General features: G+C 68.0%; 20 protein-coding genes and 2 pseudogenes. 8 read left to right on the top strand and 14 right to left on the bottom strand.

Going from position 1 to position 24,529, the window contains the following annotated elements; translation table 11 throughout:
* Positions 1-22: 22 nt before the first annotated feature.
* Positions 23-1,048 carry a fatty acid desaturase gene (locus tag KY49_RS23935; RefSeq protein ID WP_042586988.1) on the top strand — a complete coding sequence of 342 codons (1,026 nt, stop codon included), beginning with the start codon at positions 23-25 and terminating at the stop codon, positions 1,046-1,048.
* A gap of 19 nt (positions 1,049-1,067) precedes the next feature.
* Here KY49_RS23935 and KY49_RS23930 read toward each other — a convergent pair.
* Positions 1,068-1,950: pseudogene (locus tag KY49_RS23930) on the bottom strand (NmrA family NAD(P)-binding protein).
* Positions 1,951-2,134: 184 nt separating this feature from the next.
* Here KY49_RS23930 and KY49_RS23925 point away from each other — a divergent pair.
* The gene (locus KY49_RS23925; RefSeq protein ID WP_042586987.1) at positions 2,135-3,343 is read left to right on the top strand and encodes an MFS transporter; all 1,209 of its coding nucleotides are present in this window, start codon (positions 2,135-2,137) and stop codon (positions 3,341-3,343) included.
* An 82-nt stretch (positions 3,344-3,425) separates the two neighbouring features.
* On the opposite strand, the gene KY49_RS23920 is transcribed toward KY49_RS23925, so the two are convergent.
* A complete protein-coding gene (locus tag KY49_RS23920) occupies positions 3,426-4,367 on the bottom strand; it encodes an AraC family transcriptional regulator (protein ID WP_042586986.1) in 942 nt (313 codons plus the stop codon).
* Here KY49_RS23920 and KY49_RS38725 point away from each other — a divergent pair.
* On the top strand, positions 4,332-4,793 hold the full coding sequence (locus KY49_RS38725) for a hypothetical protein (RefSeq protein WP_231636471.1): 462 nt from the start codon (positions 4,332-4,334) through the stop codon (positions 4,791-4,793). The two genes, KY49_RS23920 and KY49_RS38725, sit on opposite strands and share 36 nt — an antisense overlap.
* Before the next feature lie 6 nt (positions 4,794-4,799).
* On the opposite strand, the gene KY49_RS36120 is transcribed toward KY49_RS38725, so the two are convergent.
* The gene (locus KY49_RS36120; RefSeq protein WP_080421914.1) at positions 4,800-4,955 is read right to left on the bottom strand and encodes an AraC family transcriptional regulator; all 156 of its coding nucleotides are present in this window, start codon (positions 4,953-4,955) and stop codon (positions 4,800-4,802) included.
* Between the two features lie 39 nt (positions 4,956-4,994).
* Positions 4,995-5,471 (bottom strand): MerR family transcriptional regulator, encoded by a 477-nt coding sequence (locus KY49_RS23910; RefSeq protein ID WP_042586985.1) that lies wholly within the window; start codon positions 5,469-5,471, stop codon positions 4,995-4,997.
* A 70-nt stretch (positions 5,472-5,541) separates the two neighbouring features.
* On the opposite strand from KY49_RS23910, the gene KY49_RS23905 reads away from it, so the two are divergent.
* A complete protein-coding gene (locus KY49_RS23905) occupies positions 5,542-6,777 on the top strand; it encodes an NADH:flavin oxidoreductase/NADH oxidase family protein (RefSeq protein ID WP_042586984.1) in 1,236 nt (411 codons plus the stop codon).
* A 19-nt stretch (positions 6,778-6,796) separates the two neighbouring features.
* Here KY49_RS23905 and KY49_RS23900 read toward each other — a convergent pair whose 3' ends face one another.
* Positions 6,797-7,750, bottom strand: coding sequence for a LysR family transcriptional regulator (locus KY49_RS23900; protein WP_042586983.1), 954 nt, complete (start codon positions 7,748-7,750; stop codon positions 6,797-6,799).
* A 100-nt stretch (positions 7,751-7,850) separates the two neighbouring features.
* On the opposite strand from KY49_RS23900, the gene KY49_RS23895 reads away from it, so the two are divergent.
* Together KY49_RS23895 and KY49_RS23890 are read left to right on the top strand one after the other, a co-directional pair.
* A complete protein-coding gene (locus KY49_RS23895; protein WP_042586982.1) occupies positions 7,851-9,209 on the top strand; it encodes an NAD(P)/FAD-dependent oxidoreductase in 1,359 nt (452 codons plus the stop codon).
* 280 nt (positions 9,210-9,489) lie between these two features.
* The gene (locus KY49_RS23890; protein WP_042586981.1) at positions 9,490-9,924 is read left to right on the top strand and encodes a hypothetical protein; all 435 of its coding nucleotides are present in this window, start codon (positions 9,490-9,492) and stop codon (positions 9,922-9,924) included.
* A gap of 25 nt (positions 9,925-9,949) precedes the next feature.
* On the opposite strand, the gene KY49_RS23885 is transcribed toward KY49_RS23890, so the two are convergent.
* Positions 9,950-10,948: an NAD(P)H-quinone oxidoreductase gene (locus KY49_RS23885; RefSeq protein WP_042586980.1), complete on the bottom strand. Its 999-nt coding sequence runs from the start codon at positions 10,946-10,948 to the stop codon at positions 9,950-9,952.
* Between the two features lie 188 nt (positions 10,949-11,136).
* On the opposite strand from KY49_RS23885, the gene KY49_RS23880 reads away from it, so the two are divergent.
* A complete protein-coding gene (locus KY49_RS23880) occupies positions 11,137-12,003 on the top strand; it encodes a LysR family transcriptional regulator (protein WP_042586979.1) in 867 nt (288 codons plus the stop codon).
* Between the two features lie 13 nt (positions 12,004-12,016).
* On the opposite strand, the pseudogene KY49_RS23875 reads toward KY49_RS23880, so the two are convergent.
* From KY49_RS23875 to KY49_RS37585, 4 genes and pseudogenes are all read right to left on the bottom strand, one after another.
* A pseudogene (locus KY49_RS23875) lies at positions 12,017-12,304 on the bottom strand (DUF4377 domain-containing protein); the annotation flags it as partial.
* Complete coding sequence (locus tag KY49_RS23870; protein ID WP_042586977.1) at positions 12,270-13,655, bottom strand: NCS2 family permease; 1,386 nt, start codon at positions 13,653-13,655, stop codon at positions 12,270-12,272. The pseudogene KY49_RS23875 and the gene KY49_RS23870, both read right to left, overlap by 35 nt.
* Positions 13,656-14,017: 362 nt before the next feature.
* Positions 14,018-15,271 carry an MFS transporter gene (locus tag KY49_RS23865; protein WP_042586976.1) on the bottom strand — a complete coding sequence of 418 codons (1,254 nt, stop codon included), beginning with the start codon at positions 15,269-15,271 and terminating at the stop codon, positions 14,018-14,020.
* A gap of 44 nt (positions 15,272-15,315) precedes the next feature.
* Positions 15,316-15,483 (bottom strand): hypothetical protein, encoded by a 168-nt coding sequence (locus tag KY49_RS37585; protein WP_197083598.1) that lies wholly within the window; start codon positions 15,481-15,483, stop codon positions 15,316-15,318.
* Between the two features lie 287 nt (positions 15,484-15,770).
* Here KY49_RS37585 and KY49_RS23860 point away from each other — a divergent pair, with 287 nt between their 5' ends.
* Complete coding sequence (locus tag KY49_RS23860; RefSeq protein WP_042586975.1) at positions 15,771-18,152, top strand: DNA polymerase II; 2,382 nt, start codon at positions 15,771-15,773, stop codon at positions 18,150-18,152.
* Between the two features lie 15 nt (positions 18,153-18,167).
* On the opposite strand, the gene KY49_RS36115 is transcribed toward KY49_RS23860, so the two are convergent.
* From KY49_RS36115 to KY49_RS23850, 4 genes are read right to left on the bottom strand one after another with little or no spacing between them, the layout of a single operon-like run.
* Positions 18,168-18,398, bottom strand: coding sequence for an RHS repeat-associated core domain-containing protein (locus KY49_RS36115; RefSeq protein ID WP_080405389.1), 231 nt, complete (start codon positions 18,396-18,398; stop codon positions 18,168-18,170).
* Positions 18,399-18,821: an RHS repeat domain-containing protein gene (locus KY49_RS23855; RefSeq protein WP_042586974.1), complete on the bottom strand. Its 423-nt coding sequence runs from the start codon at positions 18,819-18,821 to the stop codon at positions 18,399-18,401.
* Between the two features lie 43 nt (positions 18,822-18,864).
* Complete coding sequence (locus KY49_RS37580) at positions 18,865-19,272, bottom strand: DUF6258 family protein (protein WP_156162589.1); 408 nt, start codon at positions 19,270-19,272, stop codon at positions 18,865-18,867.
* Positions 19,269-24,176, bottom strand: a complete 4,908-nt coding sequence (locus KY49_RS23850) for an RHS repeat-associated core domain-containing protein (RefSeq protein WP_082062429.1) — start codon at positions 24,174-24,176, stop codon at positions 19,269-19,271. Before KY49_RS23850 ends, KY49_RS37580 begins: the two co-directional genes overlap by 4 nt.
* Between the last annotated feature and the right edge of the window lie 353 nt (positions 24,177-24,529).

The raw sequence follows: 24,529 nt of genomic DNA, 5'->3' as shown, positions 1-24,529 counted from the left end.
CTTCGCGTGGTTAAAGTGAAACATGGCTGAATACTTCGACGTCGATCACGCGCGCGCGATCGCGGCGCTCGACGCCCGTTTCACCGCCCGCACCGAATGGCCGACCTGGCTTCTGATCGCCGTCATCTACGGCGGCTGGCTCGGCGTACTGCTGCAGGTGCGCGCGGGCGCGTTGCCGCTCGCCGCCGCGACGCCGCCGCTGATCCTGCTGTGCGCGTGGCACCTGTCGCTGCAGCATGAACTGCTGCACGGCCATCCGACGCGCTCGGCGCGCGTGAACCAGCTGCTCGGCTATCCGCCGCTGTCGGTCTGGTATCCGTACACGTTGTATCGCGACACGCATCTCGACCATCATCGCGACGAAGACCTCACCGTGCCCGGCGTCGATCCGGAAACGAACTACCTGTCGCCCCGGCAATGGGAAGCGCTGCCGCGCTGGCGCCGCGCGCTGTGGGTCGCACGCAAGACCTTCATCGGGCGGCTCGTGGTCGGCCCGCCGGCGAGCGTCGCCGCGATGTTCGCCGCGTCGTTCGCGGCGTTTCGGCACGGTGACCTGCGCTATCTGCCGATGTGGACCGCGCACGTCGCGTGCGTGGTCGCGCTGCTCGCGTGGCTGCAGTTCGCGATCGGCGTGCCGTGGTGGTACTACCTGCTCGCGGTCACTTGGCCCGCGCACTCGATCGCGATGATCCGCTCGCTGTACGAGCATCGCGCCGCCCGCGATCCGAAGGCGCGCATCGCGATCAACGAGGCCGGCTTCGCGATGCGGCTCCTGTACCTGAACAACAACTACCACCTCGTGCATCACGACCTGCCGAAGCTGCCGTGGTACGACCTGCCGCGCGCGTACCGGATGCGGCGCGACGCGTATGCGGACAAGTGCGGCGGCTTCGTGATCCGCGGCGGCTACCGGGCATTGTTGACGCGCCATGCGTGGCGGCCGACCGATGCGCCCGTGCATCCGTTTCCGGCAGGCACGGCGTCGCTGTCCGGCGGCGGTGGCGTGCGCGTCGCGGTCGTCGACGGGCATCCGCAGGTCAGCACCTGACAGGCTTCGTGCGCGTCGCTCAGCGCGCGGCGCTGGCCGCCAGCGCCGCGAGCGCATCGCCCGGCCCGGTCCCGCCGAAGCGTCGCTCGGTCGCACCGTGCTCGACGTCGATCAGCCCGGCGTTGTGCACGTCGTAGAGATCGGTGATCAGGCGCGCATGACGTTCACTGAGGCCTGCGCGCCGCAGCGTCGCGGCCCATGCGTCGCGCGGCAGCGCGCGCGACGATCGTCCGGCCGGCCGCCTGGCCGAGCGCATCGGCAACGTCGCGCGCGCTGACGCGCCGCGGCCCTTCGACGCTGACGACGCGCGGTCCGCCGGCCCTCGGATCATCGAGCAGCAGTTCCGCCGCGACCGCGCCGACGTCCGGCGCCGAAACGGCCGGAAACTGCTTGTCGACCGGATGGTGCAGGCTCGGCAGGACGCCCGTCGCCAGCGCGACCGGCATGACCCGCGCCCAGTTCTGCAGGTGCTCCGCGGAACGCAGCAGCGTCAGGCGCGTGGCGATCGGCTTCATCCGTTCCTCCAATTCATGGAACAGGCTCGTGATGCCGGTGTCGATGTCCAGCTCCGCGCCGTAGTCCGACAGCGCCAGCAGCACCGGCGGCGGATTCGCGGCGAGCGCCGCGGCCGCGACGTCGATCATCCGCCGCATCGTCGCCGCGGGGTCGGCGTCGGCGGCAGGCACCGGGCACAGCATCTGCACGCCGCGCGCGCCGTCGAGCGCCGCGGCGACCGACCGCTCGTCGGTCAGGTCGGCGAGCACGACGTCGCAGCCGATGCGCGCGAGCCGCTCGCGATGACGCGCGTCACGCACGACCGCGCGCACGGGATGGCCCGCATGGCGCAGCGCCGTGGCGGTGGCATGGCCGACGTTGCCTGATGCGCCGAAGATCACGAACACGATTCGCTCCCGTTGGTGGATGTGCGGCGATTATCGGCACGCGCGGCCGCGCCGGCGCGCATGCGCGGATGAAACGAGCACGCAAGGATGACGGCGTCGGCGTGCAGCAGAAAACTGCTCGCTGTTCATTCCCGTTGCATTCTGATTTAATCACCCGCTTCCGACCCGCAGCACAAGAACAACGATGAGCGAACTGACCAACGGCCACTCTCTCGGCGCACCGGACGCGGGCGACGCGTCCACGCGCCGCCGCTCGCTATGGGCCGCATGCGGCGCGCACGCGGTGCACGACGGGCTGACGGACGTCATCTACGTGCTGCTACCGATCTGGCAGGCGCAATTCGGCATCAACTACGCGCAGGTCGGCCTGCTGCGCGGCGCCTATTCCGGCATGATGGCCGGCTTCCAGTTGCTCGCGAGCCGCGCGGCCGGCCGCTGGGGACGCAAGCGCCTGCTGGTCGGCGGCACCGCGCTCGCCGGCCTCGCGTACCTGGTCGCCGGCCAGGCCGGCGGGCTCGCGGCGCTGCTGATTGCGCTCGTGCTGGGCGGGCTCGGCGCGAGCACCCAGCACCCGCTCGCGTCGTCGATGGTCACCGATGCATACGAGGCCGGCGGCGGCGTCAAGGAGGCGCTGTCGCAATACAACTTCTCGGGCGACATCGGCAAGACGCTGATCCCGGGGCTGATCGGCCTGCTGCTGACGGTCGTGACGTGGCGCACCAGCGCGACGCTGATCGGCCTGCTCGGCGTGGTGTCGGCGGTGCTGATGGCGTGGCTGATTCCAGCGCAACACGCGGCACGTGCCGCACGCAAGGCAGCGCCAGGCGCGGCGGCCGGCGCCGGCTCGCCCGCCGGCCTGCGGGCGCTGCTGGCCACCGGCACCCTCGACAGCGCGGTGCGGATGGGGTTTCTCACGTTCCTGCCGTTCCTGCTGAAGAGCAAGGGCGCCAGCACCGCCGGCATCGGCCTCGCGCTGACGCTGCTGTTCGTCGGCGGCGCCTTCGGCAAGCTGCTCTGCGGCTACCTGGGCGCGCGCATCGGCATGATGAAGACGGTGTGGCTGACCGAATCCGCGACGTCGCTGCTGATCCTCTTCGCGGTGTTCGCGCCGCTCGTCGCGATGATGGCGATGCTGCCGCTGCTCGGGCTCGCGCTGAACGGCACGTCGTCGGTGCTGTACGGCGTCGTGCCGGAACTGGCGGGCGCCGGCCGGCGCGACCAGGCGTTCGCGCTGTTCTACACGGGCACCATCGGCGGCGGCGCGCTGGCGCCCGTGGTGTTCGGGCGCCTCGGCGACGTCGCCGGCGTTCCCGCCGCGCTGATCGCGCTGGCGGCGCTCCTGCTGCTGACGCTGCCGCTATCGTGGTATGTGCAGAAGGGGCTCGCGCGCTGATGCGCGTCGCGGGCCGCGCGACCTCGTGCTCGCGGCCGCCGGACGCGCGATCGACGGCGATCGGCCTCTACCTGTCCTTCCATCAATTCGGCGGCAGCCTCGGCGCGATCCCGCCGGTGCCCGGCTGGCGTCGCTGGGGCCGGGCGGGCTGCGTCGCGTTCGCCGCCGAGCGGGCGATCTCGCGCGGCGTCGCGCCGAGCAGGCGGTTCATCCAGTTCGCCATGTGGCTCGGGTGCGCGAATCCCGCTTCGAGCGCGACCTGGCTGATGCTGAGCCGGCCTTCGAGCAGCAGCGCCTTCGCGCGCTCGACGCGGCGCTGCACGACGTACTGATGCACGGGCATGCCGAGCGTCTCGCGAAACAGCACCTTGAAATGCGGCACGCTGATCGCCACCAGCGCGGCGAGTTCGGACAGCGTCAGCCGCCGCTCGAGGTTGCCCTCGATGTAGTCGATCACGCGCGCGGCAGCCTTCGGCGCAAGCGCGCGCCGCCTGTCGCGAAACGCCGGCGCGGCGTCGACGAGCCGCGCGACCAGCGCCGTGCACAGGCTTTCCGCGTAGAGCGGGTCCGATGCGTCGTCCGCTTCCAGCTCGGCGGACAGCGCCCACGCGATGTGCTGCAGGCGCGGGTCGCGCACCTGCATGCGCCGGCGGATCTGCGCCTGCGACGGCTTGAGTTCGAGCTGGTCGAAGGTCGCGCGCGCGAACGCGTCGCTGATCGAAATGCGCAGGATCCGGCAGTCGCCGTCGTCGGTCCACTGGCCGGGCAGCCCGGCCGGGATCACGTCGGCGTCGCCGTGCGCCTGGATGCGCGCGGACCGGCTCCCATCGCACACGCAGTGCGCGCGCACCGGCGCGCCGACGTGCACGCCGACCCGGTGATAGTCGGCCGCCGGAATCCGGTGGGTGCCCGCGCGAATGCCCAGCAGCGCCGCGCCGAAGCCTTGCCAGCCGCGTTCGGCGCTGGAACGCAGGATGACCGGCACGCCGTGGTCCGGGTGCGCGGCCGGAGTCGCATTGCTCATCGCATCCTCTTCTCAAGTCGCGAATCGAATGCGCATTGTGACGCCGTTTCGGCCGGCGCGCTTGCCGTCGGCCGCGCGCGTCGAATGCGGGCGTCGAATGCGGGCGTCGACGCGAAAACGATCATCCGTTTCTGTTCGCGCCGATCCTTGCATGCGCGCGGGCTCGCGATCGGCTCGCTACGATCGGGGCATTCGATCCTTCCGGAGACCGCCATGCAATCCTGCTGCTCGCGGCGAACGGCGTTCGCCGGCCCGCTGTCGCCCGCGTCGTTGCGGAAGGAACCGCGCAACGTTTCCCGTTCCCGGGCCGCCCGCTCGGCATTCGCCGCAGCCGGCGCCTTCGTGCTCGGCATCGTCGGCTGGCGATGGTTCGAATCGTTGCTGAATTCGATTCCGGACAGCAACGACGACTTCGGGATCGTTTGAGGTCCGTCACCGACCCGCCGGACGATCGACGGCACCGTCGTCCACGCCGGGCTCGAGCGATTGCGCGAACCGGCGCTGGTACTTGCGCGGCGACAGCCCGGTCTTGCGCTTGAACAACTGCCGGAACGTGCTCAGGTCGCCGTAGCCGACCTGCTCGCCGATCGCGGACTGATTCGCGCCGCGCGGCCCGGGCGCGACGCGCTACGGATTGTCGGCCGCTTTCCTGCGCCCGCCGAAATCCTGCGCAGGCGCGGCCCGCCGGGCGCGCCGGCCCTTCGCGGCGGCCTCCGGCGCATCCGCTTGCAGCGCGTCCACCTTGAGGCACCGCCCCGCTTCCCATTCGGCCTGAAGGGTGTCGCGAATCCGCTGCAACTCCCGGCGCTGCCCGTCCAGCTTGACGCGCAGCGCGTCGATCTCGCGCAACCGCTCGTCGATGCGCGCGAGCAGGCCCTCCTTCGCGAACGCGTCCATGTCCTCGGCGACGCCGCGCATTTCGTCCAGCGAGAAACCGAGCCGCTGCGCGAGCTGGATCTGCCGCAGCCGCTCCGCCGCGGCCTCGTCGTAGATCCGGTAGCCGTTCGCGCCGCGGCCGGCCGGCGGCAACAGGCCGCTCTGTTCGTAGAAGCGGATGGCGGACGTCGTCATGCCGGTCCGTGCGGCCAATTCCCCGATCTTCATAGCGCTCTTGACCTTCAAGTTGACTTGAAACTTAGTATAGGCGCATCAAGCCTATCGAACAGGTCTTCCGATGACGACACCGCTCTTTGCCCCGCTGACGCTGCCCAACGGCGCCACCCTGCCCAACCGCATCGCGAAGGCCGCGATGGAGGAAAACATGGCCGACCCGGGCCAGTTGCCCGGCGAAGCGCTGCGCCGCCTGTACGCCGCGTGGGGCGCCGGCGGCGCAGGCCTGCTGATCACCGGCAACGTGATGATCGACGCGCGCGCGCTGACCGGCCCGGGCGGCGTCGTGCTGGAACGCGACACGCCGCTCGAGCCGTTCCGCGCGTGGGCGGCCGCGGCGCGCCGGCACGGCGCGCGCGTATGGATGCAGATCAACCACCCCGGGCGGCAGGTGCTGGCGGCGATGGGCCGCGACGGCTGGGCGCCGTCCGCCGTGCCGGTCGACCTCGGCCGGCACAGCAAGCTGATCGCGACGCCGCGCGAGATGACCGAAGCCGAGATCCACGAGGTGATCGAGCGCTTCGCCGACACCGCGGCGGCGGCCGAGGCGGCCGGATTCGACGGCGTGCAGATCCATGCGGCGCACGGCTACCTGATCTCGCAGTTCCTGTCGCCGCTGACCAACCGGCGCCAGGACGACTGGGGCGGCTCGCCGGAAAACCGCGCGCGGCTGCTGATGTCGGTCGTGAGCGCGGTGCGCGCGCGGGTCGGCGCCGCGTTCAGCGTCGCGGTCAAGCTCAATTCCGCGGATTTCCAGCGCGGCGGGTTTTCCGAGGACGACGCGAAGCAGATCGTGCTGCAGCTCAACGCATTGCCGGTCGATCTCGTCGAACTGTCCGGCGGCAGCTACGAAAGCCCGGCGATGCAGGGCCGCACCGCGGACGGCCGCACGCTCGCGCGCGAAGCCTATTTCCTCACGTTCGCGCGCGACATCGCCGCGATCGCCCGGATGCCGGTGATGACGACCGGCGGCATTCGCCGGCAGCCCGTCGCGGAAGCGGTGCTCGAGCAAGGCGTCGCGGTGGCCGGCATGGCGACCGCGCTGGCGTCCGTCCCGGACCTGCCGAAGCGCTGGCGCGACGGTCAGGCGATCGACGCGCCCGTCGTGCAGGTCAACTGGCGCGACAAGGGCGCCGCCGGCCTGGCCACGATGGCGCTCGTCAAGCGCAGCCTGCGCGCGATCGGGGCGGGACAGCGTCCGCGGCGTCGCTACTCGGCGGTCCTGAGCCTCGTGCTCGACCAGCTCCGCACGCGCAGGCTGACGCAGCGGTATCGCCGGTGGAACCCTGCGGGGGCCTGATCCGGCGTGACCACGCCCGTCACTTGCGGCGCCGCTCGTGCGGCGCCGCCGTCGCGCCGTCGATGACGGGCGCGCCCTGCTTGATCAGGAAATCGCGGAACAGCCCGGTCACCTGCGAGATCCGCCGGTCGGCCAGCGTCACCACGACCCATTCGCGCTCGATCGGATTGCCGGGATACGGCAGCTGGCCCAACAGCCCCGTGCGCAATTCGAGCGCGCACGCATGCAGCGACAGGAACGCGACGCCGAGCCCGGCCTCGGCCATCTGCTTGATTGCCTCGTTGCTCGACAGTTCGGAGCCCACATGAAACTTGAACCCTGACGACTTGAACAGGCTCTCCACGGTCGTGCGGGTGCCGGCGCCGCGCTCGCGCACCAGCAGGTGCGCCGATTCGAGATCCTTCAGCGACACGCGCTTGCGCTGCATCAGCGGATGTCCCGGCGCCGCGACGAACACCATCGGATGCTTCGCGAACTCGACCGCGTGGGTGCGCAGCTCCTTCGGCGGGCTCCCCATCACCGCGAGATCGATTTCATGCGTGGCGAGCATGCGGATGATGTCGTCGCGGTTGCCGACCTTGAAATACGTCTTCACGTGCGGACGCGTCGCCGTGAACTTGACGAGCAGCGGCGGGATCAGGTACTCGGCCGTCGTGATCGCGCCGATCCGCAGCGTGCCGCCGAGCTCGCCGGTCAGCGCCGCCACCTCGTCGCCCGCCTCGCTCCACAGATGCAGGATCTCGCGCGCATAACGCGCGACGATCTCGCCCGCCGCGGTCAGCTGCACGCCGCGCCCCACCCGCTGCAGCACCGACGCGCCGACCGCCTCCTCCAGCAGCCGGATCTGCAGCGACACGGCCGGCTGCGTCAGGTTCAGCTCCTGCGCGGCGCGGGACACGCTGCCCAGCCGCGCGATCATGTCCAGCGCCTTCAGCTGCCGGAACGTCGCGGTCTTTCCTATAAGCGAATACATATGGGTCGGCGATAAACATTAAATTGTCTGAGCGGATGCCGAACTATATCGTCGTATCTCGAAATCTGTCATCCGTATCGACAACAACGAGGAGCCTCTCATGGCCACGCCCCTCTTCCCCCCAGCAACGGATCGCGCGACGCGCGTTCCGCGCATCGTGATCGTCGGCGGCGGCGCCGGCGGCCTGCAACTGGCGACGCGCCTCGGCGACGCCGTCGGGCAGCGCGGCCTGGCGAACGTCGTGCTCGTCGATCGTTCTCCGACGCATTTCTGGAAGCCGCTGCTGCATGAAGCGGCCTCCGGGCATCGCGACCCGGCGAGCCACACGATCGAATACGCGGCGCAGGCGAAGCGGCACGGCTTCCAGTTCGTCCAGGGCGAGCTGCAGCGCGTGGACCGGGCGCGGCGCGTCGCGACGATCGGCGCCGTGCGCGACGGCGACGGCTCGGAAATCCTGCCGCCGCGGGACGTGCACTACGACGACCTGGTGCTCGCGGTCGGCAGCGTGACGAACTTCTTCAACGTGCCGGGCGCGTCCCGCCATGCGCTCCCGCTCGAAAACGTCGAGCAGGCCGAGGATTTTCGCCGCAAGTTCCTCGCCGCGTGCGCAAAGGCCAACCATCTGGCGGAACGGCAGCCGGACCGGCGCGCGCCGCCCGTCTGCATCAACGTGATCGGCGCGGGCGCGACCGGCGTGGAGCTCGCCGCCGCGCTCACGCACGCGATCGATCAGCTCGCGGCCTATCGCTTCAAGGCGCTGAGCCCGGATCGCGACGTCCGCATCCGGCTGATCGAAGGCGGCCCGCGCGTGCTGCCGGTGCTCGACGAACGCCTCTCCGCACGCATGCACGCGCAGCTCGTCGCGTTGCACGTCGACGTGCTGACGAGCACGCGCGTGGCGGAAGTCGGCGCGGACGCGATCGTGACCGCGACCGGCGAGCGGCTCGCGAGCGACATCACGATCTGGGCCGCCGGCGTGGCCGGCCCCGCAATGCTGCGGACGATTGGCGACCTTGCGCTCAACAATGCGAACCAGGTGATCGTGACCGACACACTGCAAACGCCGGACGATCCGCACGTGTTCGCGTTCGGCGATTGCGCGGCCTGCCCGTCCACCGGCGCGCACGGCTTTCTGCCACCTCGTGCGCAGGTCGCGCACCAGCAGGCCGTGTACTTGAGCCAGGCTTTCGCGCGGCGGCTGTCCGGCAAGTCGGTGGCCGGCTTCACGTTCCGCGACGCCGGCACCGTCGTGTCGCTCGGCCACGCCGGCGCGGTTTATCAGGCGGAGCTCGGCATGCGCTCGCGCTCGCTGATCGTCGACGGTCTCGCCGCGACCGGGCTGTACCGGTTTCTGTATCGCAAGCACCTGTTCAGCGTGCACGGCGTGACGCGCGCATTGCTCCAGGCGTTCGGCCATTGGCTGCAGCGTCGCAACCAGCCGTCGATCAAGCTGCATTGAATCGACGGCAGCCGTGAGAAGTGCACCGGTTCCGTGCGAATCGGCGCACTTTTCCTGTGCACGTCGCGCACGTCGAGTGAAGCAATGCCGCGCATCGTTGCAAGCCGTGCCGGCAATGCGTCAGGATGCAAAATTGCACGCGGAATCGCAAAATTGAGATATCAGCCGAACCTTATGAGTCGAACAAAAAGATTAATTGGTTCTGCATTCCGTTTCGACGATAAGGTCGTGGCATTCCCGTCAGCGAGCGGACCATCACGTCTCTGAAGAGGAAACACCCGTGGTCATCGAAGCCATCGTCACCAGACTCGACGCAGCGTTTGAACAGATCGAAGCGACCCCCGACTCGCGCGAATCGCGGCAGCAGCGCGAGACCATCCTGCAGTGGCTCGATCATGCTTCGGCGGAAGGCTATCGCCTCGGCCTCGTGACGACCCTGCCGGCGGCGCGGTTCAGCGCGCTGTTCGAAGGGCAGTTCGGCACGGCGAGCCTCGACCGCTTCTCGGTCGTCGTCGCGGATGCCGGCCAGCCGTCCGTGGACGCGAGCCAGCATCCGTACGACGTCGCGCTGCAGGCGCTCGGCGTGCCGCGGGAATGTGCGGCGGCGGTCGCCAGCAGCGAGCGCGAACGCCGGGAGGCCGAAATCTACGGCATGTCCCGCTGCGTGCAAATCGCCGACGTCGCGCGCTCCGCCGCGCCGCTCGGCCACTGCTGAACGCACGCGCGGGCAGCGCGGCCATTCACGCGGCGCGCGCCGCCGCAGTCGTCAGCACGACCTTGCCGATGTGCGCGCTCGCCTCCATCAGTGCGTGAGCGGCGCGCGCATCGTCGAGGTCGAAGGTCCGATCGATCAGCGGCTTCACCGTGCCGCGACGGATGTGCGGCCAGACCGCCCGCTCGAGATCCTCGATCAGCGCCGCCTTTTCCTCCGGCGTGCGTGAACGCAGCGTCGAGCCGAGGTGCGTGAGGCGCTTCGTCAGCATCGGGAACAGGTCGAGCGCCTGCGCCGGCCCCTTGATCACGCCGATCTGCACGATGCGGCCGTTCATCGCGGCCGCCGCGTAATTCCGCGCGACGTAATCGCCGGCGACGATATCGACGACCACGTCGACACCGCGCCCATTCGTCGCGCGCATCGCCGCTTCGACGAAATCCTCGTTCCGGTAATTCACCACGACATCTGCGCCGAGCGCACGGCTCGCGTCGCGCTGCACGTCGGAACTGACCGTCGTGATGATCGTCGACGCGCCGAACGCCTTCGCGAGCATCGTCGCCGTGGTGCCGATGCCGGACGCGCCGCCGTGAATCAGCACGCTGTCGCCCGCCGTGAACCGGCCCCGCTGGAACAGGTTCAGCCATACCGTCAGGAAGGTCTCGGGCATCGCGGCCGCTTCGACCATCGACAGGCCGTCGGGAATCGCCAGCGTATTGCTTTCGTGCGCCACCGCGTACTCCGCATAGCCGCCGCCCGTGATCAACGCGCACACGCGCTCGCCCACTGCGAAGCGGGTCACGTCGCGCCCGACGGCGACGATCTCGCCCGCGATTTCGAGGCCCGGAATGTCCGACGCGCCCGGCGGCGGATCATACAACCCCTTGCGCTGCAGCAGGTCTGGCCCGTTCACGCCGGCCGCATGCACGCGGATCAGCACTTGATCGGCGGCCGGCGCGGGCACCGGCCGCTGCACGGGCGCCAGCACGTCGGGCGCGCCCGGCTGGGTGATCTCGATCGCGGTCATCGCCGCGGGAAGGATTGGCTTTACGTTCGACACGACTTCACCTTTTCAAGAGTCCGGATGCGCGGCGGATTCGGTCCACACGCCGAATCGCCGCATCGGTTGAGAAAAAGTGTAGTGACGCGCCGAACGCTTGACACGCAGCGAATTGCCGATCGTATGATGCAAATTTGCATCACGCCGGAGGCGTCATGAACTGGGACGACGCGCGCATTTTCGTCGCGCTCCATCGGGAACGGACCCTGCGCGCCGCTGCGCGCGCGCTCGATATCGACCAGGCGACGGTCGGCCGCCGGCTTGCCGCGCTCGAGCATGCGCTCGGCGCGACGCTGTTCCTGCGCACGTCGAGCGGCTATGAATTGACGCCGGTCGGCCGGATCGCGATCCGCGCGGCCGAGGCAATGGAACAGTCCGCGCACGATCTCGTGCGCCACACGCAAGGCGTCGACAAGCGCCTGGCCGGCGAGGTGAAGCTGTCGACCACGGACGCGCTCGCGCAGGAATACGTGATGCCGGCGATCGAGCGCCTGCATGCGAAGCATCCGGACGTGTCGGTGCTGCTCGACACGACGACGCAGGTTCTCAATCTCGCGAAGCGCGAGGCCGACATCGCGATCCGGACCGTCAAGCCGCGCAATCCGGACCTGCTCGCGCGCCGGCTCGCGAGCTGGGAAGTCGGGCTGTTCGCGTCACCCGACTATGTGCGCCGCCACGGCGAACCGGTGCCGGGCGAGCGTTTCGCCGGGCACGATCTGGTCGTCTACCAGCCGCATTTCGCGAAGGCGCGCGTGCCGTCGTTCGTCGGGGAACCGCTGGCGGACGGCCGCATCGTCGCGCGGCTCAACACGAACCTGACGCTGCGCGCGGCGCTGAAGGCCGGGCTCGGCCTCTGCGAGATCCCGGTGCCGATGGGCGAACGCGACGGCCTCGTGCGCGTCTGGCCCGATCGCGCGAACGATGCGCAGTACGAAATCTGGCTCGTCACGCATCAGGACCTGCGGCACACCGCGCGCATCCGCGTGACGATCGACGAGATTGTCGCCGCGTTCGGCGGATAGCCGCCGGCTCGCGTCACGCGCTTGCCGGCGTGCGCGACACGACGCGCTTCAGCACCCAGCGGATCGACGAGCCGTCAGCCGGCGGCTGCGCGACCTTGCATTCGTCGATCTGGAGTTCGTAGAGGAAGCCCGGCTTGAAGTCGAAGCCTTCGATGCCTGCGTACCACAGGCTCCATTCGCCGTCGGGCCGGTCGCGCACCTGCAGGCACGCCATCGGCGCGACGTAGATGGTCTTCGCGACCGGCCGGCCATCCGCCGGCCGCGCGTCAGATCGCCCAGCCGCCGAGATAGAACACGACGAGCACGGCCGCGATGCTCACCGTGCCGACGTTGAGCTTGCGGAACTCGCCGCTCGCGATGCGCCCGATCACGAGCGTCGAGAAGCCGAGCATGATGCCCGTCACGATGTTCGCGGTCAGCACGATGAAGACCGCGCACACGAGGCCGGACATCGCGTCGACCATGTCGTCCATGTGCAGCTTGCTGACGCTGCCGAGCATCAGCAAGCCGACGTACATCAGCGCGGGCGCGGTCGCATACGACGGCACGAGCGCCGCGATCGGCGAGAAGAACATCACGACCAGGAACAGCAGCCCGACCACCGCGGCCGCGAGGCCCGTCTTCGCGCCGGCGGCCACGCCGACGCTCGATTCGATGTAGGCCGCCGCCGGCGCGCCGCCGAGGAAGCCGGAGAAGATCGAGCTCACCGAGTCCGCGGTCAGCGCGCGGCCGCCGTTGATGATGCGGCCGTTCTCGTCGAGCAGGCCGGCCTGCCCCGCTACCGCGCGAATCGTGCCGGTCGCGTCGAACACGGCGGTCATCACGAGCGCCAGCACGCTCGGCAGCACCGCGAGCGACAGCGCGCCCTTGATGTCCATCGCGCCGATCAGCGACGCGTGGCCCGGCGCGCTCAGCGAAGGCAGCGCGAACACGCCGCGGAACTTCACGGCCGGATCGAACGCGAGGCCGAACGCCGAGATCGCGATCACGACGAGCAGGATCCCGCCCGGCACGCGGCGCCTTTCCAGCCCGAAGATCGCGGCGAGCCCGATCACCGACATGATCACCGGCAGCGCGGTGACGTGGCCGAGCGACACCGGCAGGCCGGCGCCGGGGTTCTTGACGACGAGGCCGACGTCGTTCGACGCGATCAGCAGCAGGAACAGGCCGATGCCGATCCCCGTGCCGTGCGCGACGCCCGCGGGCAGGTTGCGCAGGATCCACGAGCGCACGCCGGTGACGGAAATGCCGGTGAACACGAGCCCCATCAGGAACACGGCGCCGAGCGCGACCGTCGGCGGCAGGCCCTTGCCGAGCACGAGGCCGAACGCGGTGAAGGCGGTCAGCGAGATCGCGCAGCCGATCGCGATCGGCAGCTTCGCCCACAGGCCCATCAGCAGCGAGCCGAACGCCGTCGTCACGCACACGGCGACGAACACGGCGCTCGCGTCGAAGCCGGCCTTGCCGAACATGCCGGGCACGACGAACACCGAATAGACCATCGCCAGGAAGGTGGTGATGCCCGCGACGATTTCGCGGCGCCGCGTGCTGCCGCGCGCCGAAATCCCGAAGTATCGGTCGATGGCGCCGTTCGCGCCGAACGCCGCTTGCGCGCCGACGCCGGCGGCCGGCTGCACCGGGGTATCGCTCATGAGCTTGCTCCTTTATCAGCATGCTGAAACGGTCGACGTGGACCGTCGTCAGGTTTGTCTCGTCTCTGTCTCTAATGGATCGTCGGCAACGTCGTCCGCACTTTGCCGTAGCGAAGGGTAGGTGAACAGAACATCGCGTCCCATTGGGCGACGAGCATGCAGCGCATGTCGAAGCGCTTATATCGGCGTGAAACCGGGCTTTCCCGCCGCGGAACGCGTGTATACGCCTAGTGGGAATCCGTTAAGGGGAGTATTTGAGTGCGGGATCTGAACCGGGGACGGACCGGGTGGCAAGCGGCGCATCGAGCGCGCCGCGCAGGTCATGGATTTCGCTCGCCGTGCGCGCCATGCCCGCCCTCCGCTCAGCGCGCCGTCGTCGGGCTCGCGCCCCGCACGGCGCGCGACGGCGACGCGGCAACCGCGATCAGCGCGACCGACGCCAGCGCGCACAGCGCGCTGAACGCGATCGATGCGACGTAGCTGCCGTAGACGTCGAACAGCAGCCCGCCGATGCTGCCGCCGGCAACCGCCGCGACGCCGACCGACACGTAAAGCGCGCCGAGGATCGCCCCCAGATTCGTGGTGCCGAACCAGCCGGCCGCGACCGACGGATAAAGCGAAATGCACCCGCCGTTCGCGACGCCGAACAACACGGCGAATACGGCAAGCGCGACAAAGCCGTGCGCGGCGAGCCAGAAGCCGTTCAGCAGCGCCAGCGCGAAGGTCAGCGCCATCAGCAGCGAACGTGCGCCGATCCGGTCGGCAAGGCTGCCGAGCAACAACCGGCCGGCCACGTTGCCCACGCCGATCAGCCCGATCAGGAGGTTGGCCTCGACGGCCGAGAGGCCGAGCTGTCGCGCATACGGATTGATGTGGACGAGCGCGAGGAACAGCCCGACCGAACCGAGGAAGATCGCGGCGAAATACCACCAGAAGCGTGCGCCGCGCAGCGCCGACGCGAGCGTCGCGTCGGCGGCCGCCGGGTGTGCGCCGTTCGTCGTGCGGGCCGGCGCGGCGTCGCCGTCCGCGCGCAGCCCCAGTTCCTCCGGCCGCCCCCGCACCAGCACCGCGGCGGCGCAGCCGAGCACCGCGATCCCCGCCGCGAACACGCGCATCGTCGTTTCCCACGACAGGTGCTGCATCAGCAGGCCGGCGACGCTCGGTCCGACGAAGGTGCCGAGCCCGGTGCCCGCGAGCGCCAGGCCGGACGCCTTGCTGCGGTTCCTGACGAACCAGCGCTGCACCGCGGTCACCGTCGGCACGTACACGAGACCGACCCCGAGCCCGACGAGCGAGCAGAATGCCACGAGGAAATGCGCGATCGACCGCCCGGCCAGGCTGCTGACGAAGAAGCCGAGCGCCAGCAGCACCACGCCGGCGCCGACCACCTTGCGCGTCGACGTACGGTCGGCGATCGAGCCGGCAAACACGCCGACCGCGTAATAGATGAATGCGGTCAGCGAGAAAATCGATGCAACCGAGAATCGCCCGACGCCGAAACTCGACTGCAACTGCGCGAAGAACGCGCCGAACGAATAGGCCGCGCCGAAAATCAGCGCCAGCAGCAGGTGCGCCGCGATCACGACATGCCAGCCCCGAAAGATCCGGTCACTCATGCAATCCCCCTACGATTCGTTAGTCGTTGACATCGAGCACGCCGTCATCTGTCGAGCATTTCGAGTTCGAGATTCGCGCCGCTCGCGCCGATGCCGACCATCAGGCGCCGCTGCGAAATGTGATCGGGCATGCAGATCCGGTGCGCGAGCTCCGCCGGGTGATGGAACGGCAGCATGAACGGCCGACGAGGTTCGGTCGCCTGACGCATCATCCCGATGCATCCGGACGCGTGAATCCGGTTTGCCGAGCGCATCCAGTTGTATAGACAACAAGAAAAATCCGCGCCAGTCTATGCGTTAACTTCACTTGTCACGATGCACATAAACCCCGAAGCACGCTGAACTATTCAGCTCGGCAGGGACGCGTCCGACAGCCTTGTTTCAACTCGCGATCGTGTCTGACGGAGGCGCTTCACGACGAGCCGGAATGCCAGCGGAATGAGCCACCCCGCCCAGGCGTTAAAATCCGCCGCCTGGGCACCAACGACGAGCGCGCGTTTTGACGGAATTCGAGCAGGGTTTCATCCTCACCCGCCACTGGCGGGACACCGCAACCGGCGTCGAAATCGAGTTCTGGCTGGCAACCGAACGCGGTCCGCGCCAGGTGCGGCTGCGCCCGCAGGAAGCCGTCGCGTTCATCCCGGCCGAACAGCAGGAGCCGGCCGCGCGCGTGCTGGCCGGCGAAACCGGCGCCGAACTGCGCCCGCTCGCGCTGCGCGACTTCCGGCAGCGTCCGGTCGTCGGCCTCTATTGCCGCCGCTATCGCCATCTGGCCGGCCTGCAGAAGCGGCTGGCCCAGGCCGGCGTCGACGTCTACGAAGCGGACGTGCTGCCGCCCGAGCGCTACATGATGGAGCGGTTCATCACCGCGCCGGTCTGGTTCCGCGGCACGCCGGCCGGCGACGGCGCGCTGTCCGACGGTGAGCTGAAGGCCGCGAACGACTATCGTCCCGCGCTGCGCTGCGTGTCGCTCGACATCGAGACCAGCGCGCACGGCGAACTCTATTCGATCGCGCTGGAAGGTTGCGGCCAACGGCAGGTGTTCATGCTCGGCCCGCCCAACGGTGATGCGGGCAATCCGGGCGACCTCGACTTCCGGCTCGACTATTGCGACGACCGGCCCGCGCTGCTCGCGCGGCTGAACGACTGGTTCGCGCAGCACGACCCGGACGTGATCATCGGCTGGAACCTGATCCAGTTCGACCTGCGCGTGCTGCATGCGCACGCCGGGCAGTATCGGGTGCCGCTGCGGCTCGGCCGCGGCGGCGGCGTGCTCGACTGGCGCGCGCACAGCCAGCAGCCCGACCATTTCTTCGCCGCGGCGGCCGGGCGTCTGCTGATCGACGGCATCGACGCGCTGAAATCCGCCACCTGGACCTTCCCGTCGTTCAGCCTCGAATACGTCGCGCAGTCGCTGCTCGGCGAGGGCAAGGCGATCGACAACCCGTATCAACGGATGGATGAAATCCAGCGCCGCTTCGATCAAGACAAGCCCGCGCTCGCGCGCTACAACCTGAAGGATTGCGAGCTCGTCACGCGCATCTTCGAGAAGGCGGACCTGCTGTCGTTCATGCTCGAGCGCGCGACCGTCACCGGCCTCGCCGCCGATCGCACCGGCGGCTCGGTCGCGGCCTTCACGCACCTGTACATGCCGCGCATGCACCGGCTCGGCTACGTCGCGCCGAACCTCGGCGACGTGACCGGGCAGACGAGCCCCGGCGGCTTCGTGATGGATTCGCGGCCGGGCCTCTACGATTCGGTGCTCGTGCTCGACTACAAGAGCCTGTATCCGTCGATCATCCGCACGTTCCTGATCGATCCCGTCGGGCTGATCGAGGGCCTCGCCCGGCCCGGCGACGACGCGTCCGTGCCCGGCTTTCTCGGCGCGCGCTTCTCGCGCACGCGGCATTGCCTGCCGGACATCGTGCGGCGGGTGTGGGAAGGCCGCGACGTCGCGAAACGCCAGCGCAACGCGCCGCTGTCGCAGGCGCTGAAGATCATCATGAACGCGTTCTATGGCGTGCTCGGCTCCACCGGCTGCCGGTTCTTCGATCCGCGCCTCGCGTCGTCGATCACGATGCGCGGCCACGAGATCATGCACCGCACGCGCGCGCTGATCGAAGCTCAGGGCTACGAAGTGATCTATGGCGACACCGATTCGACGTTCGTCTGGCTCGGCCAGCCGCACGACGACGACGCGGCCGCGTGCACGGGGCGCGCGATCGTCGAGCACGTGAATCGCTGGTGGACGACGCACCTGCGCGAGCGCTTCGGGCTGGAGAGCGCGCTGGAATTGCAGTACGAGCGGCACTACCGCCGCTTCCTGATGCCGACCGTGCGGGGCACGGAGGAAGGCAGCAAGAAGCGCTATGCCGGCCTCGCGGTCGCGCCGGACGGTGGCGAGGACGTCGTGTTCAAGGGCCTCGAGACGGTGCGGACCGACTGGACGCCGCTCGCCCAGCAGTTCCAGCGGGAACTGTACCGGCTCGTCTTCAGGCGGGAGCCGTATCAGGACTTCATTCGCGACACTGTCCGCCGCACGCTGGCCGGCGAGCTCGACGAACTGCTGGTCTATCGCAAGCGCGTGCGCAGGCCGCTGCGCGAGTACCAGCGCAACGTGCCGCCGCACGTGCGCGCGGCGCGCATCGCCGACGCGTTCAACGACGCGCATGGCCGGCCGCTGCAATACCAGCGCGGCGGCTGGATCAGCTACGTGATGACGACGGCCGGCCCGGAGCCGCTCGAAACGATGCGCTCGCCGATCGACTACGCGTTCTATCTGAGCCGCCAGCTTCAGCCGGTCGCCGATGCGATCCTGCCGTTCCTGCGCGACGATTTCGAGTCGGTGATCTCGGGGCAGGGGCGGTTGTTTCCGGGTTAGTACCCCATCCTAAGTTCATCCCGGCAGTCGGGGAACTCGGTCTGCTGGCTTGAATCTCGACACCAGACGGACATCCACTCCAGTTGCTTGTAGTCCTAATGGGTCACGCCGAATGAAAGGGTTGTGAACATAGATATACGAATTGATTCCGCCCACCAGTCCAATCAGATCCCTGCTTATGAAGCGTCCCGAATGCGGATCGTAATACCAGTGCCGGATATAGTGCAGCCCCGTCTTCAGGAACACTTATCCCCAGTCGGTGAACTGCGGTGCCCGGCCGCGCCGGCCTTCAAGCCGGCCCATTGCGTCGTATTCGAACGCCTGCATGACGCCGCCATACAGGCGGCGGTTCGTCACCAGCCCGCTCCCCGCCGCGCGGTAGTACCACGTCTCGCGGCCGTCGAAATCCGCCTCGCTGACAAGGCGCCCGACCCGGTCATACCCAAAGCGATATTCCCGACAGTTCTCATTGCGCAGCGTCACGATCCGACCCAACCGGTTCCATGAACCTTCCAGCGAGTCGCCACACGCGTTCGTCCGCCTCGCCAATAGCCCGGCGCGGGTGTAGCTGTAGCGGGTCTGTCGGTTCAGCGCATCTGTATGCGTCAGCAGGTGACCTTCGGTGTCGCGCTCCAATGTTTCGTGGTTGCCGTCCGGGCCGATCACCAACGCGAGTTGTCCAGCCCCGTACCGTATACGGCCAACGCAAATGTCATTCAGCTACGGCCAATCCGTCTTCGCGCTCAATGAATACAGATTCGGCCACGATTCTTATTTGAACCTCCTCTGACTGGCCTCGCTCGTCAGCCGAATCAATACTCAATACAAATACCCAGAAGCCTTCTTGATCATCCTTTTCAACCGACACCGAATTTATAAGATCATTGGGCAACAATCCTTCTGGCGCCATAGAAAAGTACTTCACATTCTTGAAGACGATAAACCCATTCTCCACATCCTCATCAGCATAGAAATCCCAATTCCCGGATGCCGATCTAATCCTGGAAATGAGATCAACCTGGACCCTAACCACCGAATCCCAAGTATTTATAGAGATCGCCTTGCACGCGCGATCACCAAGATATACAGTTTTAAAAAAATCAAACGGATTATCTATCATTTCAGTGGTATATGAGCGGCCGCACTATTTGACGGAACAACATTCCCATTAATATCCAAGGATGCTCCTTGCCCTTTCATGTTAGGACCAGTTCCAAGCGCATGAGCATGACCATGCGGGCACGGATTATTTGCATGCCCCTTAGGATTCAAGCGGTAACAGTTGGATCCATTCGCGTACAAGGTGTGAGTATCAATTCCGTTACTTCTCGCCACAGTGTTACCTCCCACCGGCTCAATTACTGCGTTTCCGTTACCGTCAACAATTACCCTACCGATTGGAGCCTTAGTAATTGGATCGACTGGGGTTGTACCGAGCGCGGGGACCGACAGATCAGATTGATTCGGTACCGGTAACGCAGGCACATTTCTACCAGTCAATCCAAGAGGATCAATCCAGCCCGTCGGATTTGGCGCGTACTGATAGACGTTGATGCCGCCCGCGAGCCCGATCGGATCCTTCGAGATGAACCGGCCCGAACTCGGATCATAGTACCGGTACCGGTTGTAATGCAGCCCCGTCTCGTCATCATGGTACTGCCCCGGGAACCGGATCGGGTTCCCCGCTTCATGGCGTTCCGGCTGTGCCTGCCAGACCGTCTTCTCCGCGCCCCACGCCCGGTACCGGCCAAGCCACACCACTTTCCCCGACTCGTCCAGCAACTCCTGCGGCGTCCCCAGATGATCGTTCTGATAAAACAGCGTCGCATGCCGCGTCTTCGCCGGCACCTGCACGAACCGGCCATCCGTCCCCGTCGCAATGAACGCCGCCTCCACCAGCGTCTCGTCCAGCCGTGCCAGCGGCACGAACGTGCCGGGTTCGTGCAGATAGAGCGACGCCCCTTGCCACTGATGCCGCTCGCTCAGCGTATGCATCCGCTGCGCCACCGGCAGCGCGTCCGCGTCGTCCGGATCCTCGCGCACGATCTGCACCGGGCGGAAGGTCAGTGGCTCACGTTCGCCCGGCTGCCGCGGCGGCAGGTGGAAGCGCTCCTCCATCAGCAGCACGTCGCCGTCCCACGTGAACACCGTCCGGTCGAGGCTGCCGTCCGGCCGGCCCGCCTCCTTCAGCGTGCGCCGCCCGAACGCGTCGTACTCGAAGCGCACCTGCAAGGCCGGCCGCACCGTGCCCGGAATGAACGCGGTGCCGTCCTGCGTCCGCTCGAGCCGGTCGATCTCGTTCGCCGCCGGCGGTTTCGCGTAGCGATCGGCCCGCGTCAGCCGGTTCGCCGCATCGTAGGCGTACAGCCACGTCGCGCCGCCCGGCTCGGTTTTGCGGATCAGGTTGCCGTGCGCGTCATGGTCGTAGCGGGTACGGTTCAATTCCTTCAGCACGTTGCCCATGCACTTCGGCAACGCCTTCTCCCACGCGGCCAGCTGGCCGGCTTCGTCTGCCATCCGCGTGCGCCGCGCGATCTGCTCGGGCGTCATCCGCTCGCCCGGATGCGCGTCCTGCCACGCCCGATCCTGCGCGATGATGCGCTGGTGCCGCCGGCTCATCTCCTCACGTGTTTCCTCGGTCGGGCGCGGCGTCATCTGCTCCGGGTCCACCGGATTGCCCGCCGGATCGAACGCAAAGACTTCCTTCAGATCGGGCGTCACCGCCTTCAGCAACCGCCCCACCGGGTCGTACGTGTAGTCCGTTGACCCGCGCGTGCGATCCTCGATGCGCGTCAGGTGGCCCGCCGCGTCGTATCGGTACTGCCGCGCGGCGATCCAGTCCGTCGGCGGCGCGTGCGCATCGCGGCGCACGATCATCCGCTGCAGCCGCCCGGCCGGGTCGTATTCGCGCTTCTGCTCGAAACTGCGGTGACGGCGGGTGATCTCGCGATGCAGCTTGTCGCGCTCGAAGTCGACCAGCGGCTGGCCGTCCAGCAACACCCCGTGCACGTGGCCCGAGCCGTAGCGCAGCCAGTCGATCGTGTGCGTATTCGGCAACTGCGTGCGGATCCGGTTGCCGAGCGCGTCGTATTCGTGCCGCGTCACCGCCGTGTAGGCGACGCCCGTGTCCGGGCAGTGGGTCTGCTCTTCGGCGATCAGGTTGTCGGCATCGTCGTAATGGAGCCGGACCTTGCTGCTGGTGCCCTGCGCGGTCGTCAGCCGGCCCCGCGCGTCGTAATAGAAGTGCTCGGCAACCCGGCCGCGGCCATCCGGTCCTTCGATCTCGCGCCGCGTGAGCCGCCCGAGCGGGTCGCGCGTGTAGGTCGTTTCCAGCTCGCCTTCGGTCGAGCCGGCCAGCCGCCCCGCTTCATCCCACCGGTAGCGGGTCGTGCTGCCGTCGAAGTCCGTCTGTTCGATCAGTTGCCCCAGCGGGTCGTAGCGGAACCGGGTCTGCTCCTGGTTCTCGTTGGTCAGCGCGGTCAGCCGCCACTGCCGGTCGTACGCATACGTCAGCTGCCGTCCCGCCGCATCCTGGCGCCAGGTCGGCTGCCGACGCGTGTTGAACGCGTATTCCGTCACCTGGCCCGCGCCGTCCCGGTAGGTGCGCAGGTTGCCTGCGCCGTCCCACGTGAAGCGCTCCTCGACGTCGTCCGGATGCGTGACGCTGACGACCTGCCCCCGCGCGTCGCAGCGGTAGCGCGTCGCGTGGCCTTCGGCATCGGTGACGCGCGACAGGTGGCCGCGCTCGTCATAGCCGTAGCGCGTCGCGTGGCCGGAACAGTCGGTCGACTCGACGAGCCGGCCCGCGTTGTCGTGGCGGAAGCGCCTCACGCCGCCTGTCGGGTCGGTCAGCGACAGCAGGCGGCCGTTGCCGCTCCAGGTGTAGCGCGTGGTCCGGCCGGCAGCGTCCGTCGCCGACATCGGCCGGCCGAGCGGGTCGTATTCGGTCTGCGTGACGCGGCCATCCGGCGCCGTGACCTGGATCGGCAAGCCGTCCGCGTTGTATTCGGTGCGTGTCGTGTTGCCGAGCGCGTCCGTTTCGGCAGTGAGGCGCCCCTGCGCGTCGTAGTCGAAGCGCTGCGTGTGGCCCAGGGCGTTTTGGGTGCCGACGAGACGGTGGTGGGCGTCCCACTCGAACGCGTCCGTCGAACCATCCGCGTATTCGACCAGCACGATCCGGTTGTGATAGTCGTAGCGGTGAATCGTCGCGTGGCCGTGCGCATCGGTGACCTTCGTGTACCAGTGCTCGCGGTGGTACTCGAAACGCGTCTCGTCCTGCATGTGCGGCCCGTCGTCGCCGAGCCAGGTGCGCACGCACTGCGCGTCGGCCGGCGCGGGCACGCCGGTGCGCTGGCCCGGCCAGTCCCATTCCAGATTCGCAGCGTTGCCGTTGAAGTCTGTGTAGCGTGTGAGCAGGTGCTGCTGGTACGCATACGTGCGCCGGAATCCCAGCATGTCGACGTGGCTGGTCAGGTCGCCTGCCGCGTCGTAGGTGTAGCGGGCGAGCGCTTCCCGGGCGAGGCCCGGCACGCCCGCGCGGTAGATTGCCGCCACCCGTCCGTCGACGTAGTCGAGGCGGATCGCGTTCTCCGCACCGTCGCTGAGCGTGGCGAGTTCGCCGGCTTCGTTGTACGAGAAGGTCAGGCCGAGGCCGTCGCGGCCCCGGCGGGAGACGAGGCGATAGCGCGCATGCGTCACCGTGCCGTGCCGTTCGTAATCCTCCCGACTGCCGTCGGGATAGGTCAGTTGAATGAGCCGGCTGTCCGGGCGCGTGACGGTGAACTGCTCGGTCGGCACCTCGGCTGATTCGCCCACGTTCACCGGCGGCAGCGGCACCGCGCGGTTGTCGGGATCGAAGAACGTCAGGAGGCCGTCCCGTTCTTCCAGCGACAGGTGATACGGGCTGCTCCAGCGTGCGCCGAGCGGACTCGCGTCGTACGCTGCGAGGCTCGACCGGTAGCGCCGTGTCCACACGATCGGCACGATCCCGTCGAGCACGAAGTCCGTCTGCTCGAGGTTCTCGTCGCCCATCGCGTAGTTGACCGGCTTCGCACTCGCGGTGGGCGGGCACCCGCAGCCGTCCTTCGCCGGCAGCGGGCTCGGCTGCGCACCCTTCTGCGTCGAATCGCGATGCGCGCCGCGCTTCTGGTGCGGCGCCCGCATCGTGCCCGGCGTGGCCTGCGCGACATGCGACGGCACCCTGCGCGCGCGCCGCGCCTTGATCTCCGCGGTAATCTGCGCGGCCATGAACAGCAGGCTGCCGGCCTGCGCCACGTCGCCGAACGCCGCGTCGAGCATCGGCCTGGTGTTGCGGTCGAATTCGTCGAGCCACGCGACGATCGCGTCGCGCTGACCGGACAGCTTGAGCAGCTGATCGATCCCGTGCAGCGCGATGGCCTCGGTCGACGGCACCCAGGACAGGAATCCGCTGTTCTTTTGGATGCGTCCCATCTGCTCCGCAGCCGAGACCGGATTGATCACGAAGCGCCGCACCGTCTGCGACGCGTCGCGCACGCCCTTGACGATGTCGTTCTTCCATCGCTTCAGGTGCGCATCCAGATCGGCCATGAATGCGATCACGTCGCCGCCGGCCGTGGCCCAGAACAGCTCGACCAGCGCCGCCGCGCCCGCGCCCTTCGCGAACGCGAGCAACACCTCCTTGACGACCGCGCGGGCGGGGCGGGTCGCATTGCCGGCTGCGGGCACGACGCCGATCGCGTCGATCGCGAGGATGCTCCAGCTGAGGACCTTCTTCGTGCCGCCGGGCTCGCTGCAGATCCGGTAGATGTCGACACCGACGTCGTAGAGCGACATCGCATTGCCGACGACCGGCAGCATGTACAGGCACTGGACGAAAATCTCGAGACCGTGGTTCGTCACCGATTCGGCGCGGGCGGCGGTCACCTTCGGCGAGGTCGCCGGTGCGGGAACCGGGCTGACGATCACGCGCCGGGCTTCGGCGTTCTGCTGGAGGGCTTGGGGAATCGGGCGCTGCGGGGGGCGAAGGGCTTCGGGGCCGGCCATGGGTTGTCCTGTTCTCTCAGCATTCGATTTTTTTGCGGAAGCTGAAGGGATAACGGATGGCCGAACGCACGTCCAGCAAACGGCAACGGTCCGCAACAATGTTCGTGAACGAACTTGCGTAGGACCGTGAAAACCTGCGACGGTTGTTTAGTACAAGCGCCTTTCTTGTGCCTGGAAACGCGTACAGAAAGAACCGTCTGTCGTTTGCGCCACGCGACTGGCGAACTTCGATGAGAAAAGGTGTTCGGAGAGGTCGAGGTTATGGAAGCTCGACCACATTCGGAAGCCAAAAGGCATCCTGAATTTCGTATGTGAAGCGCCGCTGTTTCCAACTCGAGATGCACGCTACGCGC

The sequence above is a fragment of the Burkholderia sp. MSHR3999 genome (assembly GCF_000833595.1).
GTDB classification, from domain to species: domain Bacteria; phylum Pseudomonadota; class Gammaproteobacteria; order Burkholderiales; family Burkholderiaceae; genus Burkholderia; species Burkholderia ubonensis.
The sequence above is the reverse complement of the archived record's forward strand: the minus strand, read 5'-3'. Positions and strand labels throughout refer to the sequence as shown.